Origin of the sequence: Bacteroides difficilis, from assembly GCF_048319815.1 — a bacterium.
Classification (GTDB): Bacteria; Bacteroidota; Bacteroidia; order Bacteroidales; family Bacteroidaceae; genus Bacteroides; species Bacteroides zhangwenhongii.
Genome location: NZ_CP182814.1, coordinates 4,630,177 through 4,647,634, shown reverse-complemented (window position 1 = coordinate 4,647,634; position 17,458 = coordinate 4,630,177). Strand labels below are relative to the sequence as shown.

The following is a 17,458-nucleotide window of genomic DNA, read 5'->3' as shown; positions in this document are numbered from 1 at the left end:
TCATGAAATTAGTTAAATTCAATACAATATTATTTTTGTTGTTAGGACTTGCTTTCCAGTCATGCCTGGATATCGAACCTAAAGATCAGCTTTCGGAAACCAATTATTGGAAAAATCCGGATCAGTTCACTTTATTTTCTAGTCAGTTTTATGGTTGGACGCATAATTTTAGTAATATCGTAAGCGATGGGTTGCATAGTGATTTGCGTTCAGATTTGTTGATGACTTCTACATTAAGTGAATATAGTAATGGAACAAATACTATTCCTCAGGAAGATAAGAATTATACAGATATCTATAGCAGAATTCGTCAGGTAAATATTTTGCTGAAAAATGCAGAGAATTATTCGTCTCCATTAGATATAAAAGTCCCTGTAGCGGAGGCGCAGTTTTTCAGGGCATATTTGTATTTCGACTTATTACAGATTTATGGAGATGCGATTATTGTAAAAGAACCAATGACAATTGATTCACCGGAATTGCAAGTGTCGCAGAATCCGAGAGAAGAGGTAGTCGATTTTATTATTCAGGATCTGAACAATGCTATTGCAGGGCTACCTGCTTATAAATCTCTTTCGGCTGCCGAGGAGGGACGAGTTTCTATGGAGGCTGCACAGGCCTTTTTATCCAGAGTGGCGCTTTATGAGGGTACATGGCAAAAGTTTAGAGAGAATGACGAAAGAGGTAAAGAATTGTTGAAGATAGCTGTAGATGCAGCAAAGGCGGTAATAGACAGCCGTGTCTTTTCTTTGTTCCAACCAAAAGAATTAGGCGTTTTTGCTTATAAGTATCTGTTTATATTGGAGAATACCCAATCAAATCCTGCCAATCTGACGAAAAGTGCCAATACGGAGTATATCTTCTCCAGAAGATATGATGAAGTGCTTAACTCGATAGGCTTTAATATTACTCAAGGATTTGTTAATAAGGCTGTGTTTATGACGCGTAAGATGGCAAACATGTATCTGACAGATAAAGGATTGCCTATTGACCCAACAGACGAGAATATGTATAAAAAGATGGATTCAGAATTTGCGAATCGTGATAATAGAATGCAGAATACAATGATGATAGCAGGACGTCCATATTGGGCTAATACAAATGGTAGAATGACATGGAAAGAAGATGCCACGGATTTGGAACTTGCATTTTATAAGTCTTTTGATCCGAAATCTCGAAGTGGATATTTCTGTCAAAAGTGGGCTACAGAACGAAAGGTGGCGAGTGGTAAAGAAGGGTACGACTTTCCAATTATTCGTTATGCAGAAGTATTATTGAACTATGCTGAAGCTGTATATGAACTTAATGAGAGTGAGGGAAAAGCAGACGATCAAGCTGTGACGGATGCTCTTAATATTTCTTTGAATTTAGTACGTACACGAGTGAATCCTGATATGGAGTACTTGACGGTTGCATTTGCCAAAGCGCATAACTTGAATCTTCGAACAGAGATTCGTAGAGAACGTACGGTCGAATTATTCCACGAAGGGTTCCGAATGGATGATTTAAAGCGCTGGAATATAGCTGTTAATGAAATGAATCAGAATCTGTTGGGAGTGAAATGGGAAGATACAGAGTTTGAAGAGAAGTGGACGGCAATGTCGAACGCTACGGATGCTGAAGGTTGTATTATTATGGAAAGTGGCAGAAAATGGAATGCAAAGAATAACCTCTATCCTTTATCTGCCGACCAATTAAGATTGAATACAAATTTGAAACAAAACCCAGGATGGGGTGAATAATGCGTTGATACATAAATATTATGATTATGAAATACATTAATATAAAAATAAAAAAGGAACTTTTCTCTTTGTTGACCGTACTATGTCTGTCAGCAGTGTTAGGTGCATGTTCCGATGAAAAAACGTATGAAGCGTTAGATGAAGCATCAATTTTAACAGAAATCAAACTAAACGTGACAAATCCTTTGCCACTGTTGATTGGAACGGATTCGGTAATTTCCTATTCTGTGGCTCCGGATTATGCTACGACAAAAGAAATAGTATGGAGTTCTGATGATACAGAAATAGCTACGGTGGATGAGACTGGACGTATTTCTGCCCATAAAGTGGGAGAAGTAACTATAAGAGCTCGTTCAAAAGCTGGATACGTAGCTACAGCTTCTCTGAAAGTACAAGTCATTAGCGAAATAATAAAAGTTTCGGATTTTACTGTAACTCCGGAAAATCCAGAACTTTTTGAAACGGGTACACTGCAGTTAAATGTGGCTATCTCTCCAGAAAATGCCACCTATAAAGCGATGAAATGGACAAGTGAATCACCGGACATCGTTTCTGTTTCTGAAACAGGTATAGTAACAGGTTTAAAAGTCGGTACTGCCCGGATTAAAGTGGAGGCAACAGATGGTAGCGGGGTAGCAAAAACTGTTACTGTAAATGTGAAAGAACTAATTCCGGTAACTGACATTATTGTGGCAGATGAAGATCGAAATTTAGCAATGTATGAGACTTCTAAATTAAATATTAAGGTTGTTCCAGATAATGCGACTTCAACAGCTTTATCATGGTATAGCTCTGATTCTAACATTATTAGCATTGATGAATTAACAGGAGTATATACGGTAAAGACTTATGGAAGCGTTACATTGACAGCGAAACAGGGAAATTTTGAAAAGTCTTTTGATGTGACTGTAGTAGAAGGGAAGATTAACGATACATTCTTGTACAACACGATTTGGGCAAAGTTTAGTAATGATGCAAATACAGTTGAAGTAGTAGACGGTAATTTAGTGGTGATACCAGCAAAAATAAGTGGTGGTTATCGTGCGCAAATAGCTAGAGACAGAAACACTTATAAGACCGATTTTCATCCGGGCAATTATCCGATTCTTGCTCTGAAAATCACTCAGCCAGAGGTTGCAGCAGATTATCAATTGGATGTCTGGGGAGGTGACATAACCGGAGGAAAATATGGAAACGCCCGAAATACAATGCCGACAATCCAGTTAGAAGATGGAACCGTAGTTTATTATGCTGATTTGTCAAATAATGGTTTAGGTTTTGGTGGTTATTATCTTTCCGCAAATGCTAAATCAACGATAACTAATGTAATATTTGGACTGTTTTACTCCTCTGCCATCACGGATAGTGATGTAGCTACTGGGTTGGCAACATTCAAACTACATTGGATGAAAACATTCCGAAGTGTTCAGGCTATGAAAGATTATTTGAATGTAAATGAGTGATTATTGATAATATAATGTTGAATTTATGAAAAGGAATTTTATTTATACCATTTTGTGTGCATTATTGTCATTAAATACAAGTTGCGCATCTGAATTTACAGAAGAAAAAAGTTCTGATATTGATAATTGGCCGGCATCACCGACTTATACCTTTACGCATCCTTGTTTATTGCATACAGATGCAGACTTTGAGTATGTGTATCAGAAAGCAATGGTAGAGAAAAAACAACCATGGCTGATGGGATATGAAAAGTTACAGGAAAGTCCACGTGCTCAAAAGAATTATGCACCACGTCCTGTTGCGAAAATAGAAAGACCGGGTAGCGGATATAACGCAATTAGTGATGATGGAGCAGCTGCTTATCAGTTAGCTTTGATGTGGAAAATGACAAATGATACTGATTATGCAGATGCCTCTATTCGGGTAATGAATGAATGGGCAAAGACTTGTAAGGCGATTACAGGTACTGAAGCCATATTAGTGGCAGGATTTACCGGATATCAATATGCGAATGCGGCTGAGATTATGCGTGACTATGAAGGATGGAAAAAAGATGATTTCGAGAAATTTAAGCGATGGATTGTCGATTTGTATTTTCCTATATGCGATGCCTTTCTAGGTAATCATGATGCAAATGCTCCTTATAGCACTTGGATGAGTTGGGAACTTCCTGCCATGGTTTCTATATTATCTATAGGTATTTTATGTGATGACTCGGATAAAGTGAATGTAGCATTAAACTATTTCTACAATGGAGTAGGTGCAGGTTGTATCAAGAATTCTGTGGTGGCCAGACATAAAGATCCGGATGGACATGTGGAGACATTCGCTCAAAGTCAGGAAATGGGGCGCGATCAGGGACACTCTACATTAAATGTACCTCAGCATGCATATTTTTGCCAAATGGTTTTGAATGCTATCGGAACAGATTTGTTTGCGTATGATAATAATTTAATTCTTGATTTATGTGAATACACGGCAAAGTATAATTTGAAACCAAATGAGATTCCGGCAATGCCGTATACTACCTACTATACCACTAAAGAGCCTATACATGATAAGCTTGACCCGGATGGTCAAGGTCGCGCACGTCCGGGATGGGAACTTATTTATAATCATTATAAAGTGAAAGGAGCAAATCCTTATTATTCGAGAGAATTTGCACGTACAATGAGACCCGAGGGTGGTGGCCATCGTGGGACAGCAGAGTCTGATGATATGGGATTCGGTACATTGATGTACACAAGAGAGCCGGTTGAAGTTGGTGAAGATCAGGCCGCTTATCCTGTTAGAGAGTATTAGTGATTAGTGAAAGATTGTGCCAGAAGTTTTTAAGTTTAGCGAACTTTTGGCACATTCTTCTAGTATATGACTCATGAATATGAGTTTGTTTGATTTATTGAAAAGTATGAAAAATATAAAATTCATTCTATTTGTTATTTCCTGTTTGTTTGGAGTAAATATGGCCTATAGTCAGCAGAATGAATGGGAGAATCCAGTAAAATACGAGTGGAATAAGGAACAACCACATACTGATTTTATGATTTATGATCGTTCCGGGGATGCAATTAAAGATGAATATGAATTATCTCCTTGGTATAAATCACTGAATGGTAAATGGAAATTTATCTATTCACCTGCTATTGATAAAAGTGAAAAACAGTTTTATCGTATGGATTTATCTAACGATTATTGGTCTGATATTGAAGTGCCTTCCAACTGGGAGTTGCAAGGATTTGGTGAACCCATTATCCGCAATATACAATATGTTTTTTCACCTAATCCACCCTATATTGATGTGGAAAATCCGGTAGGAACTTATCGAAAGACTTTCACTGTTCCGTCTGACTGGCAAAACAAAGAGGTAATGCTTCATTTCGGTTCCATAACGGGCTATGCACAAATATACGTAAATGGTCAAAAAGTCGGTATGACCAAAGCCTCCAAAACTCCGGCCGAATTTAATGTGACTAACTATCTGAAAGAAGGAGAGAATTTACTGGCAGTGCAGGTTTATCGTTGGCATGATGGTAGCTATATGGAAGATCAGGATTTTTGGCGACTGACCGGGATTGAGCGTGATGTATTCTTACAAGCTTACCCAAAACTGACTATTTGGGATTTCTTCTTAAAATCAAGTCTGGATGGCGCATATAAAAATGGTATATTCAATGCCACCGTAGATTTGCGTGAATTTACAGGCAACCATATAAAAAAAGGAACACTCAAACTGGAATTATTGGATAAAACCGGCAAAACAGTTTTGTCACAACAAAAGAAATTTAACGTAGAAGAAGAGTTTACCCGGTTAGCTTTTTCGGGTGTCATAAAGAATGTATCTAAATGGAATGCCGAAAAACCATCTCTTTATGATTGTGTCATCACACTTTTGGATGATAAAAACAAGCAGCTTGCAGTTACTGCCTATAAGACAGGTTTCAGAAAGATAGAAATAAAGAATGCCCAACTATTAGTGAATGGCATTCCGACTTATATAAAGGGTGTCAACCGACATGAACATAACGACAGCTTGGGTCATACTCAAACTCGCGAAATTATGATGAATGACCTGAAGCTGATAAAGCAACTGAATATGAACGCCGTTCGTACCAGTCATTATCCCAATCATCCGTTGTTTTATAAATTATGCGACCAATATGGCATTTACATTGTAGATGAAGCTAATATTGAAACCCACGGAATGGGATCAGTTCCTTATTTCAAAGATACCATTCCACATCCTGCTTATCGTCCCGAATGGTATGCAGCCCATGTAGACCGTATCACTCGAATGGTAGAAAGAGATAAAAACCATCCATGTATCATTGGCTGGTCATTAGGAAATGAATGTGGTAATGGACTCGTATTCCATGATGAATATAAACGCCTGAAAGAATACGATCCAAGCCGTTTTGTACAGTTCGAACAAGCTTGGGAAGATTGGAATACAGATATTGTTTGTCCGATGTATCCTAATATGTGGAAAATAACGGAATATGCCAAGTCCGGTAAACAGCGTCCGTTTATCATGTGTGAGTATGCTCACGCCCAGGGGAATAGCAATGGAAATTTTAAAGACCTTTGGGATGTTATTTATGATAGTCCTAATTTACAAGGTGGCTTTATCTGGGATTTTATGGATCAAGGATTTAAAATGAAGACAGAACCGAGAGACGGACGTACCTACTGGATGTACAATGGCAAAATGGGAAGTTATAAATGGTTGGAAGATAAGAAAGGGGAATTAAATACAGGAACTGATGGCTTAATCTCCGCTAATGGTATTCCCAAGCCGCAAGCGTATGAAGTAAAGAAAGTCTATCAGTACATTCAGTTTAATGCGAAAGATTTGAGTAAAGGAATTATTTCAATTAGAAACCGTTATGACTTTACCAATCTGAATGAATATGCTTTCACTTGGGAAGTTTTTAAAAACGGAGAGAAATTCTCTACAGGAAATTTCAATGTTGAATTAAAACCTCATGCGGAAAAAGAGGTACGATTGAATCTTCCAGTCATTCCGGAAGATGGAAATGAATATTTTCTCAACCTCTATGCCTATACAAAGGTTGCTACCGATTTAGTTCCCGTACATCATGAAGTAGCTAAAGAGCAGATAAAATTGAATAAGAGCAGTTTCTTTACTTCTCTTCCGGCTTGTTCGGGTAAGTTGTCTTATGAAACGAAAGACCATATTTTATCTTTCAAATCAGGTGCTGTCTCTGGCAAGATTGATTTGAAGAAAGGTGTTTTATTTAATTATACAATAAATGACAAACAACCCATCAAGCAATATCCGGAACCAGCCTTTTGGCGTGCTCCGGTTGATAACGACTTCGGCAATAAAATGCCAGCTTTGGCAGGTGTTTGGCGGACAGCTCATGTCAACCGTTATGTGAAGAATGTAATAATAGACGAGAAGAATGAAAAGGGATTGTCCATAAAGATTGATTGGATATTAAGTGATATTCAGGTTCCTTACACGATAGAATATTTAATACGTAATAATGCATCTATTATCGTGACAGGAAGCATTGACCTGACAGGGACGAGACTTCCCGAACTTCCCCGTTTCGGTATGCGGATGGAATTGCAACACCCCTATGAGAATCTGACTTATTACGGAAGAGGACCTTTTGAAAACTATATCGACCGCTATTCAAGTTCATTCATCGGACGTTATAATGATAAAGTGGAAAATCAGTTTTACTGGTATATTCGTCCGCAGGAAACCGGCAACAAAACAGATGTCCGCTGGCTATCTTTACTGGATAACGAAGGACAAGGAGTGAAAATAACAGGTCTGCAACCTATCGCATTCTCTGCTTTGCATTTCTCACCGGAAGATCTTGATCCGGGGCTAACCCGCAAACTGCAACATACTATTGACATTGTTCCTCAAAAGAATATCTTCCTGCATATAGACTTGAAGCAGCGTGGACTGGGAGGTGATAATAGTTGGGGAATGTACCCACATAACGAATATAGGCTACTTGATAAGAAATATACATATAGCTATATGATTGAATTGATTCAAAAATGAGTAGAAAAAACAGAATCACTTGTATATTCCTGAAAAAGGTAATTGCATTGGCAGGAGGCTTCTTTCTGTCTGCAAGTTTATCTGGACAGAACATTACGGACTTGTCCGTGATAGAAGATAAATCTGCCGATCGGGTTGACTTATTAAATATAGGAACTACTCCTGCCATCCAGGATTCCGTATTTTTACATCCGGAGCGTATTCGTTATAATCATCGCTGTTTTCAATTGGAGGGGAAAGATACATTTATCTTTAGCGGAACTTTCCATTATTTTCGTGTGCCGCAACCTTTATGGGCAGACCGCTTCCGTAAATTGAAAAAGGCAGGTTTTAATTGTGTGGAAACATACATTCCCTGGAATTGGCATGAACGTACAATGCCGCGTTCCGTTGATGATGAATCACAAATAGATCTCCGTGAATTGGACGATTTCTTGAAAATGGCAGAAGAGTTTGGACTTTACGTCATTCTTCGTCCGGGTCCTTATATTTGTGCAGAATGGAGTGGTGGTGGGTTTCCGCAATGGATTATGCGGAAGAAACCTGCAAAAACAGCTTTTGAAACATGGTTGCAGAGTAATGATCCGGAGTTTATGCGTTGGAATGAGCATTGGTATCGTGCCGTGTGTCGTGTAGTGGTTCCTCATCAGTTGACGAATAAGCCGGTAGGGAGTACAGGCGTGATCTTGTTTCAGGTAGAAAATGAATTTAACCGTGTTCGTTGGTTCACGAAAGAAACGAAGAAGGATTATTTGGAGAAACTGACTTTGATTGCACGTAAGTATAAAATAGAGGTTCCCATAATAACCTGCTGGACTGACGAATCACGAAATGTAGAAAACGGGGTTTTGAATGGAGTAGTAGATATGGTGAATAGTTATCCTCGATGGCAGATTGAACGGGCTTTAGGTAGGCAAGTGGATTTGTATATGAAAACTCAATCCGGAAAGCCATTGATTTCCGGAGAATTGCAGGGAGGATGGTGCTGCGAATTAGGCTGGCAGTTGAGTTGGAATCAGGACGGACTCCCACCTGTGCAAACACAGAATATTACTCTGTATACCTTGCAACGAGGATTTAGCGCATTGAACTTCTACATGGCAGTAGGTGGAACCAACTTTGACGACTGGGCTGCCCGGCAACAGGTTACTTCTTATGATTATGCAGCGGCTATAGGTGAATCAGGTGCTACAAACGAACGTTACCGTCGTTTCTGTGGATTGACAGCGTTTGTCCATGAACATGGGGTGAATATTGCTCGTGCTGATTTGAAACCATTAGATTATTCTTCTACCGATCCGGCAGTGAAAATGGCTATGAGACAGGCGAAGAATGGAGACCGATACTATTTCATCCGTACCGAAGAACATTCACGGCAGCATTTTGGCACTATTACAACAGCAGATTGGGCTATTGATTTTGCTTTGGAGCCTTTTGGTGCGATGGTTTATTATTTACCTGCCGGCAGTTCACAGGGAAAATGGTATCCGGAACTTCCTGAACCGCAAACTTATGCGATTAAAACCGTTAGCGAACTTGTCAAGTTAAACAAATTGGGTGAATGGACGGACGAGATACCTACCCGTTGGACTAAACTGAAAAAAGGGGAGACTGTGGATGAGAGAGGTATTTATGGTCGTCACTTCATTTACTATAAAGCATCCGTATTTGAGGGCTGTACTCTTGAGATAGGTCGCATTGGGAATAAAGTAGTGAATAATAGTGCGGCAGATACCGTATTAGTGTCTGTAGATGGTAAGTTGATCCCTATTTCATCAGAAACAATGGAAAGTGCTTGCTATCATATTCCGGGTGATTCGCTAAGTGGCAGGAAAGTGGAGGCGGTGATGTTATATGAAAGTCGGGGTCTGCATCATCACACGAATGCTTCAGTGGAGAAGTTTTGGCAGATTGGTCCTGTGTATGTACGTAGTAAAGGGGTAGATGTTCCCTTGCACTATGCTTATGTGGAGAAAGAACGTGGACTTCGCTATTCATCAGGAGATAATAGTATGCCATCCGCGCAATCTCGTATAAATAAAGAGGAACCTTTGCTCAAATGGTATCAGTATTCGTTTGAACTACCAGATAAAAAACAGGTGACTCCCTATGCTTTTAGATTGGAGCAGCAGGGGAATGGCTTTATTTATGTCAATGGGCATTGTATCGGACGTTGTTGGGAACAAGGACCGCAACGTGAATATTACATACCTGAATGTTGGTTGTATGCGGATAAGCCTAATATAATAACTGTAAGTTTGCGTCCTACGGCACGTGGGGAGCGTATAAATGCAGTTGATATAAGTGTTTTTAGGTAGATTTCTTTCTTCAACCGTATGATTATTAAAAAATACGATATGAGAAGATATAAATTATTAGCGTTAGCTTTTTTAGTTCTGCCACTGAATGCACAGGAACACCTGAAATTATGGTATGAACAACCTGCCCGGCAATGGGTGGAGGCTTTACCCCTTGGTAACGGACAAATAGGTGCAATGCTATTTGGGGGTGTTGAAAATGAACTGATACAGTTGAATGAAGGTACTCTTTGGTCTGGTGGCCCGCAAAAGAGAAATGTGAATCCGGACGCTTATACATATTTAGCTCCTATTCGGGAAGCATTGGCAAAGGAAGACTATCAGACGGCAACTCAACTTTGCAGAAAGATGCAGGGGCATTATACCGAAAGTTTTTTGCCTTTGGGAGATCTACGTATTAAGCAAAGTTTCGATAGTAAAGTGGAACCTGCTCATTATGTGAGAAGTCTGCAGTTGGATAAAGCGATTGCAACGACACAGTTCGAAGTGGGTGGTGTGAAATATATGCGTGAAGTATTTACTACGGCGCCGGATAGCATTATGGTTATGCGGTTCACTGCTGATAAACCTGGTATGTTGACATTGGACATTAATCTGGCCAGTCTTCTTCAACATACGATTACTGTTCAAGGAAATACTTTACTTGTAATGCACGGACAAGCTCCTGCACGTGTGGATCCTAATTATTATAATAAACCGGGTAGGGAAGCTGTAGAACAAATAGATAAAGATGGACGGACAGGTATGCGTTTCCAGACCATTCTGAAAGCTATTCCTGTGGCAGGCTCAATTCATACAGATAAAGAAGGCATTCATGTGAAGAATGCCGATGAGCTAACTCTTCTCTTGTCAGCGGCCACTAGCTTCAATGGTTTTGATAAACATCCTGATAAAGAGGGAAAGGATGAAAAACTGATTTCCGAGCGAAGAATTGACCGTTTGAAAGAAATAACCTTTGATGAACTGAAAACGAGACATATATCAGATTATAAAACTTATTTTGATCGTGTATCTTTGCAGTTGGCAGATACTTTGAATAATAAAACGAATGAGATGCTTCCTTCGGATTTTCGATTGAAACTTTATTCTTATGGAAACTACGATCCGAAACTGGAAGAGCTTTATTTTCAATATGGGCGGTATTTATTGATTTCTTCTTCCCGTCCGGGCGGTGCGGCTGCCAATCTGCAAGGTCTGTGGAATAAGGATTTTCGTCCGCCCTGGAGTTCCAACTATACTATCAACATTAATACGGAGATGAATTATTGGCCGGCGGAAACGACAAATTTGTCAGAGATGCATTTACCACTCATAAACTGGATTAAGAATCTGTCAAAAACGGGAAAGGTCACAGCGAAAGAATATTATCGTGCAAAGGGCTGGGTGGCTCATCACAATTCGGATATTTGGGGATTAAGCAATGCCGTAGGGAATTGTGGAGACGGTGATCCTGTTTGGGCAAACTGGTGTATGGGAGGAAATTGGCTTTGTCAGCATTTATGGGAACATTACTGTTTTACGGGGGATAAAGAGTTTCTAAGAAATGAGGCATATCCTGTTATGAAAGAAGCTGCCTTGTTCTGTTTCGACTGGTTGGTTGAGAAAGATGGTTATTTGATTACTTCCCCTTCTACATCACCGGAAAATAACTTTTGGGCGGATAACAAGCGTTACGCTGTATCAGAAGCTACCACTATGGACATGGCGATTATTCGTGATTTGTTTACGAATCTTATAGAAGCTTCAGAAGTACTGAACGTTGATAAGAAATTCCGTAAGCAGTTGATCGAAAAGAAAGAGAAACTGCTTCCTTATCAAATTGGATCTCAAGGTCAATTGCAGGAATGGAGTAAAGATTATAAAGAGACGGATCCGCGTCACCGGCATCTTTCTCATTTATTTGGATTGCACCCGGGACGTCAGATATCTCCTCTGACTACTCCTGAACTGGCAAAGGCTGCCAACAGAACTTTTGAAATTCGTGGTGATGAAGGAACAGGATGGAGTAAGGGATGGAAAATTAATTTTGCAGCCCGTTTGCTGGATGGAGATCATGCCTATAAAATGATTCGTGAAATCATGCGTTATTGCGATCCGGCAGCAGGTGGTGCGGGTGGTACTTATCCTAACTTCTTCGATGCTCATCCACCCTTTCAAATTGACGGAAACTTCGGCGCGACAGCCGGCTTTGTAGAAATGCTTCTTCAAAGCCATTTGAAAGAACTTCATTTGCTCCCTGCATTGCCTCACGTATGGCCTTCCGGAAGTGTTTCCGGATTGAAAGCACGCGGTAACTTCGAAGTGGATATGGATTGGGAAAATCATCAGTTGAAACAAGCAAAAATAAAGTCGAATATAGGTGGTGAATGTGTGCTAAGGACTTCCGTACCTGTAAAAATAAAAGATGCAGAGTCGAAACAAGTGAAAGAAGGGAGGTATTATATAAACACTTTTAAAACGCAAAAAGGAAGTACCTATCTAATTGAGACTTCAAATTATTAAATAACAATGACCAATAAATAATTTAAATAGCATTGAGTAAATGCAATTGCCTCTTCGTATTTGTCTATAAACTTATAGCAAATATGAAGAGGCAATTCTTATTATTTATATTTATCACTTGTGCGGTTGTCACGAATGTGCAGAGTGCAAACCAAAGTATAAATGGAACTTACAATATTTTGAATTATGGCGCGGACACACTGAATGTCTGTACACAAGCCATAAACAATGCTATTGAGAGTGCCTACCGAAATGGCGGTGGAAAAGTGATAATCCCTGCCGGAAGATTCCGGTCGGGTACTATTTTTCTGAAAGACAATATCGAATTACACTTATCGGGTGGAGCCATATTGGAAGCTAGTGACGATTATTCAGATTTTCCTCTTATGCCGCCTACTACCTATCGTTCATTGAAAGATGCCGGTGGATGGTCTGCATTAATCTATGCCGAGAAGGCTAATCATATAAGTATCACAGGAAAAGGAACGATTGATGGCAAAGGGAAAGGGAGAAAGGGACGTGTTCAGGGAGTTGCAGGAGATTGCAATGGACGACCGCGTAATATTCTTCTAATATCTTGCAAGAATGTATCTGTCTCGGGTGTGACGATGCTTAATTCTGCCATTTGGAACCAACATTATCTGGATTGTGAAGATGTGACCGTTACAGATATCAGAGTTTTTAATCATGCCAACGGTAACAATGATGGTATCGACATTGATGGCTGTCGCAGATTTATATTGTCTGATAGCGTTATTGACTCCGATGATGACGGTATTGTTCTAAAAAGTACTGGCATTGCTCCTTGCGAGGATATTGTAATAACTGATTGCATCGTCAGCAGTTTTGCCAATGCAATAAAATGCGGAACGGAATCCACCGGTGGCTTTCGCAATATTCTTATTTCCGATTGCATAGTGAAACCAAGCCGTTCTGAAGGCGAACGAGTTATCAAATCAACTCCTACCGGTATAACAGCAATATCTCTGGAAGTAGTCGACGGTGGAGTGATGGAAGGCGTAACCGTTAATAATATATTGATTGAAGGTACGGAATGTCCACTGTATATACGTTTGGCTAATAGAGGACGCAAGCATATCAGTAGCGCTCCTATTCCTCCAATAGGCGTGATGCGGAACATCCAAATTAGTAATATCACTGCCTACGGTACTGGAAACTTCTGTTCTTCTATTACCGGTATTCCCGAACGTAAAATAGAGAATATCTACTTAAATAATATCCGTTTTGTGAATAAAGGAGGTTTGGCAAAGGGGAACTTTCTGACAAAAGAACTTGTAGAAGGAGTACGGCATGATATGGCTAAAAGTATGTGTCCGGATAAATATTGGGCTTCTTTCAAGGATATTATTGAGGATGAAAAAGGCTATCCGCAGCCTACTGTATGGCGCAATCTTCCCAGCTATGGCCTGTTTATCAGAAATGTAGAGACTTTGGAGTTGAGCAATGGAACATTCATTTCAGAAAAGCCGGAATCTCGTAATCCTATTATTGCAGTGAACGTAGATAAGCTGTATTTGCACCAAATAAATGCCGGGCAAAACTCATCCTCCGAGGTACTTTTACATAAAGTGCCGGACATTGATGCAGATCCGTCATTGAAGGTTCGTATCGAAAAGTAATTTAAGCAATATATTGGATGAGGCTTTAGAATGCTAAAAATCAATACTCATGTATCTTGTTTCTGTATAAACTTTAATGGATAATTTAAATTGTATTGAGGAAATGTGTATCTTTGTCTTTGAAAAACTTATAATATGTGATATTACTAAGACAGATAAGTTTGATACGTTTAATAAGAAAGAATTGTTAGCAGGTGAGAAGCACGATTAAATATCTGATATTCTTAATAATATGCTTGGCTTGTAGTATAAATATACAAGCCCAGAGTTATACTTTCCGTAATCTTGTTATGTCCGACGGCTTGTCCGGTTTGCTAGTGAATGCTATTTATAAAGATTCGGAAGGATTTGTATGGCTCGGCACAGATAACTGTCTCGACCGTTTTGATGGAGTGAAAATACGACATTTTGAGTTTCGGAGTATCGAATCCGGAATGAAAAAACGAGTAAATTGTATTGTAGAAACAGATAATAATCAGCTTTGGGTGGGAAATGGTGTCGGACTTTGGCGCTTAAACCGTACGGGTGTACAGCTAGAGAGAATCGTTCCCGAGAAGATCGATTTTTCAGTCAATGCCTTGTTGACTGATAAAGATATCCTTTATATTGGTACGGAAAAAGGATTGTTTATTCAGAAAGAAGGTCAATTACAACAGATATTGACAGATAGGAATATGTTGGCCGCTTGCAACAGGATTATGGATCTTTGCCTGAATGAAGATAAAACTGTTTTATGGTTGGCTACTGTGAAAGGGTTGTTTGCTTATTCATTGAGGGATGGGAAAATGGCTTCCTGGCACTTCCGGGAGAATGTGCCTGAAGCCGATTATTTCCGTTGTATAACCCGTATCGGTGATACCCTTTATTTAGGAACAATGAGTCAGGGGGTAGTACGTTTCGATATAGGGAAGAAAACTTTTTCTCATACAGTGTCATTGGGATGTGATGTTATCTCTGATATTTCCAGTGATGGGAAAGAAACTGTATATATAGCTACAGACGGTAATGGTGTTCACTTCCTTTCTCATAAAGAACAACAGGTAATGCGCCGTTTTTATCATGATGTGAATGATAAAGAAGGGATTCACAGTAATTCTATCTACTCATTACTTGTAGATGATAGAGGAGCAGTTTGGGTTGGACATTTTCAAGCAGGATTGGATTATTCACTTTATCAAAATGGTCTTTTCCGTACTTATGCCTACCCGCCTCAATTTAATTCTACTAATCTTTCTATCCGTTCTTTTGTGAATAGAGGAAAAGAAAAGGTTATCGGTTCACGCGATGGTTTGTTCTATATCAATGAGTCTATAGGAGTAGTAAAGAGTTTTGTAAAACCTGTCTTGACTTCCGATCTGATACTGACAACCTGTTTTTATCAAGGAGAATATTATATCGGTACATACGGTGGAGGTATGATGGTACTCAATCCGGAAACATTATCTCTTAATTATTTTGCTCAAGGTGATACTGAACTGTTTCAAAGAGGGCATGTGTTCTGTGTGAAACCCGATACAAAAGGAAATCTTTGGATAGGTACTTCGCAAGGATTATACAGTTATAACGGACGGACAAAGCAGATCAAACATTTTTCCAGTGCTAATTCTCAATTGCCGGAGGGTAATGTTTATGAAGTTAACTTTGATTCTACCGGTAAAGGATGGATTGCTACAGAAACAGGTATGTGCATTTATGATCCTGCCTCTCAAAGTTTGCGTTCCAATGTATTTCCGGAGGGATTCGTTCATCGGGATAAAGTGCGTACCATCTACGAAGATGCTGAACACAATCTCTATTTTATCCGTGAGAAAGGGAGTCTGTTTACATCTACTTTAACGATGGATCGTTTCTGGAATCGCTCTATCTTTTCTACTCTTCCGGACAATTCGCTGATGTCTGTTATAGAAGATAACCAAGGTTGGCTGTGGGTGGCTTGCAATGACGGGTTGTTGCGTATCAAAGAAGAAGGGGAGGAGTATGATGCTTTCACCTTCAATGATGGAGTGCCGGGACCAACTTTTACGAATGGAGCCGCTTATAAAGATGAAAAAGGACTATTGTGGTTTGGTAACACCAAAGGGCTGATTTATGTTGATCCGAAACGTGTGGACGAAGTGCGTGGCAAGGTTCGTCCGATTGTATTTACCGACATACTGGCTAATGGCGTACCTTTTACCAGTTCCTCTTTGAAATACAATCAGAATAATTTGACTTTCTGTTTTACAGATTTCGCCTATGGTCTGCCATCTGCCTTACTATATGAATATCGATTGGAGGGAGTGGACAAAGACTGGAAATTATTGGCTGCACAGAACGAAGTCTCTTATTACGGACTTTCTTCCGGAACTTATACTTTCCGGGTACGTCTTCCGGGAAATGAGCAATCGGAAGCTATCTGTCAAGTGACAGTACGCCCTATGATACCTTGGTGGGGATGGGCACTTTCCATTTTATTAATCGTAGGAATTATAGCCTTTATACGGTATTATGTTTGGAAACGTATGCGTCGTTTACTTGCTTCTTCTGCTTCGTCGATTTCGACATCAACGGAGGAGGAAATACAACAGAGAGAACAAACAGGAGAACATCCGGAAGTAATTTCAGAGCAACAATCTTCCACTGTTGAAGAGAAATATAAGACCAATAGACTGACCGAAGAGGAGTGTAAAGAACTTCATAAGAAACTGGTGGCTTATGTAGAGAAAGAAAAGCCATATATCCATCCCGACTTAAAAATGGGTGACTTGGCTTCTGCATTGGATACTTCTTCACATTCATTATCGTATCTTTTGAACCAGTATCTTAATCAGTCTTACTATGACTTCATCAATGAATACCGTGTCACTCAATTCAAAAAGATGGTAGCAGATAGCCAATATTCCCGCTATACTTTGACTGCACTGGCAGAGCTTTGTGGTTTTAGTTCGCGTGCTTCTTTCTTCCGTTCATTTAAAAAGAGTACGGGAGTTACTCCGAATGAATACATTCGTAGTATAGGCGGAACAGCCAAAGAAGAGTAACTTTTCGCCTTATTATCCCTGAAATCTATTTTGCACCCATATTCCCTTCACCCTTCACTTCTCCCTGTTCATCGGGGATAGAGGGTGAAGGTTCTTGATTCACTAAGTGACTTTCTTCCTTTCACTTGTTTCTTTCCATTATCTATTAATAGATAAGTTCTTCTTCTCCCTATATAAACTTCTTTTGGTCCTATTGCAAAGTTGTTTTTTATAGGGAGTAATCTATAAA

Annotated in this window: 8 protein-coding genes; all 8 read left to right on the top strand. The window is 39.5% G+C overall.

The window, feature by feature from the left end:
* The first annotated feature begins 2 nt into the window (after positions 1–2).
* The 8 genes from ACNOGP_RS18305 (at position 3) to ACNOGP_RS18270 (ending at position 17,229) form a co-directional block, all read left to right on the top strand.
* Positions 3–1,742 carry a RagB/SusD family nutrient uptake outer membrane protein gene (locus ACNOGP_RS18305; RefSeq protein WP_418213440.1) on the top strand — a complete coding sequence of 580 codons (1,740 nt, stop codon included), beginning with the start codon at positions 3–5 and terminating at the stop codon, positions 1,740–1,742.
* A gap of 26 nt (positions 1,743–1,768) precedes the next feature.
* Positions 1,769–3,205: an Ig-like domain-containing protein gene (locus ACNOGP_RS18300; RefSeq protein WP_418213439.1), complete on the top strand. Its 1,437-nt coding sequence runs from the start codon at positions 1,769–1,771 to the stop codon at positions 3,203–3,205.
* A gap of 25 nt (positions 3,206–3,230) precedes the next feature.
* Positions 3,231–4,508, top strand: a complete 1,278-nt coding sequence (locus ACNOGP_RS18295; protein ID WP_418213438.1) for an alginate lyase family protein — start codon at positions 3,231–3,233, stop codon at positions 4,506–4,508.
* A gap of 106 nt (positions 4,509–4,614) precedes the next feature.
* On the top strand, positions 4,615–7,749 hold the full coding sequence (locus ACNOGP_RS18290) for a glycoside hydrolase family 2 TIM barrel-domain containing protein (protein ID WP_418213437.1): 3,135 nt from the start codon (positions 4,615–4,617) through the stop codon (positions 7,747–7,749).
* Entirely contained in the window at positions 7,746–10,067 is a 2,322-nt protein-coding gene (locus tag ACNOGP_RS18285) for a beta-galactosidase (RefSeq protein ID WP_418213436.1), read from the top strand. Before ACNOGP_RS18290 ends, ACNOGP_RS18285 begins: the two co-directional genes overlap by 4 nt.
* A gap of 39 nt (positions 10,068–10,106) precedes the next feature.
* Positions 10,107–12,569 (top strand): glycosyl hydrolase family 95 catalytic domain-containing protein, encoded by a 2,463-nt coding sequence (locus ACNOGP_RS18280; protein WP_418213435.1) that lies wholly within the window; start codon positions 10,107–10,109, stop codon positions 12,567–12,569.
* A gap of 83 nt (positions 12,570–12,652) precedes the next feature.
* Complete coding sequence (locus ACNOGP_RS18275; RefSeq protein WP_418213434.1) at positions 12,653–14,209, top strand: glycoside hydrolase family 28 protein; 1,557 nt, start codon at positions 12,653–12,655, stop codon at positions 14,207–14,209.
* A gap of 194 nt (positions 14,210–14,403) precedes the next feature.
* Complete coding sequence (locus tag ACNOGP_RS18270) at positions 14,404–17,229, top strand: two-component regulator propeller domain-containing protein (protein ID WP_418213433.1); 2,826 nt, start codon at positions 14,404–14,406, stop codon at positions 17,227–17,229.
* Positions 17,230–17,458: the final 229 nt, after the last annotated feature.

Bases quoted from the DNA above. Each gene is read 5' to 3' on its own strand.
- ACNOGP_RS18300 (WP_418213439.1), top strand. From the start codon at position 1,769: ATGAAATACATTAATATAAAAATAAAAAAGGAACTTTTCTCTTTGTTG.
- ACNOGP_RS18305 (WP_418213440.1), top strand. From the start codon at position 3: ATGAAATTAGTTAAATTCAATACAATATTATTTTTGTTGTTAGGACTT.
- ACNOGP_RS18280 (WP_418213435.1), top strand. From the start codon at position 10,107: ATGAGAAGATATAAATTATTAGCGTTAGCTTTTTTAGTTCTGCCACTG.
- ACNOGP_RS18295 (WP_418213438.1), top strand. From the start codon at position 3,231: ATGAAAAGGAATTTTATTTATACCATTTTGTGTGCATTATTGTCATTA.
- ACNOGP_RS18290 (WP_418213437.1), top strand. From the start codon at position 4,615: ATGAAAAATATAAAATTCATTCTATTTGTTATTTCCTGTTTGTTTGGA.
- ACNOGP_RS18285 (WP_418213436.1), top strand. From the start codon at position 7,746: ATGAGTAGAAAAAACAGAATCACTTGTATATTCCTGAAAAAGGTAATT.
- ACNOGP_RS18275 (WP_418213434.1), top strand. From the start codon at position 12,653: ATGAAGAGGCAATTCTTATTATTTATATTTATCACTTGTGCGGTTGTC.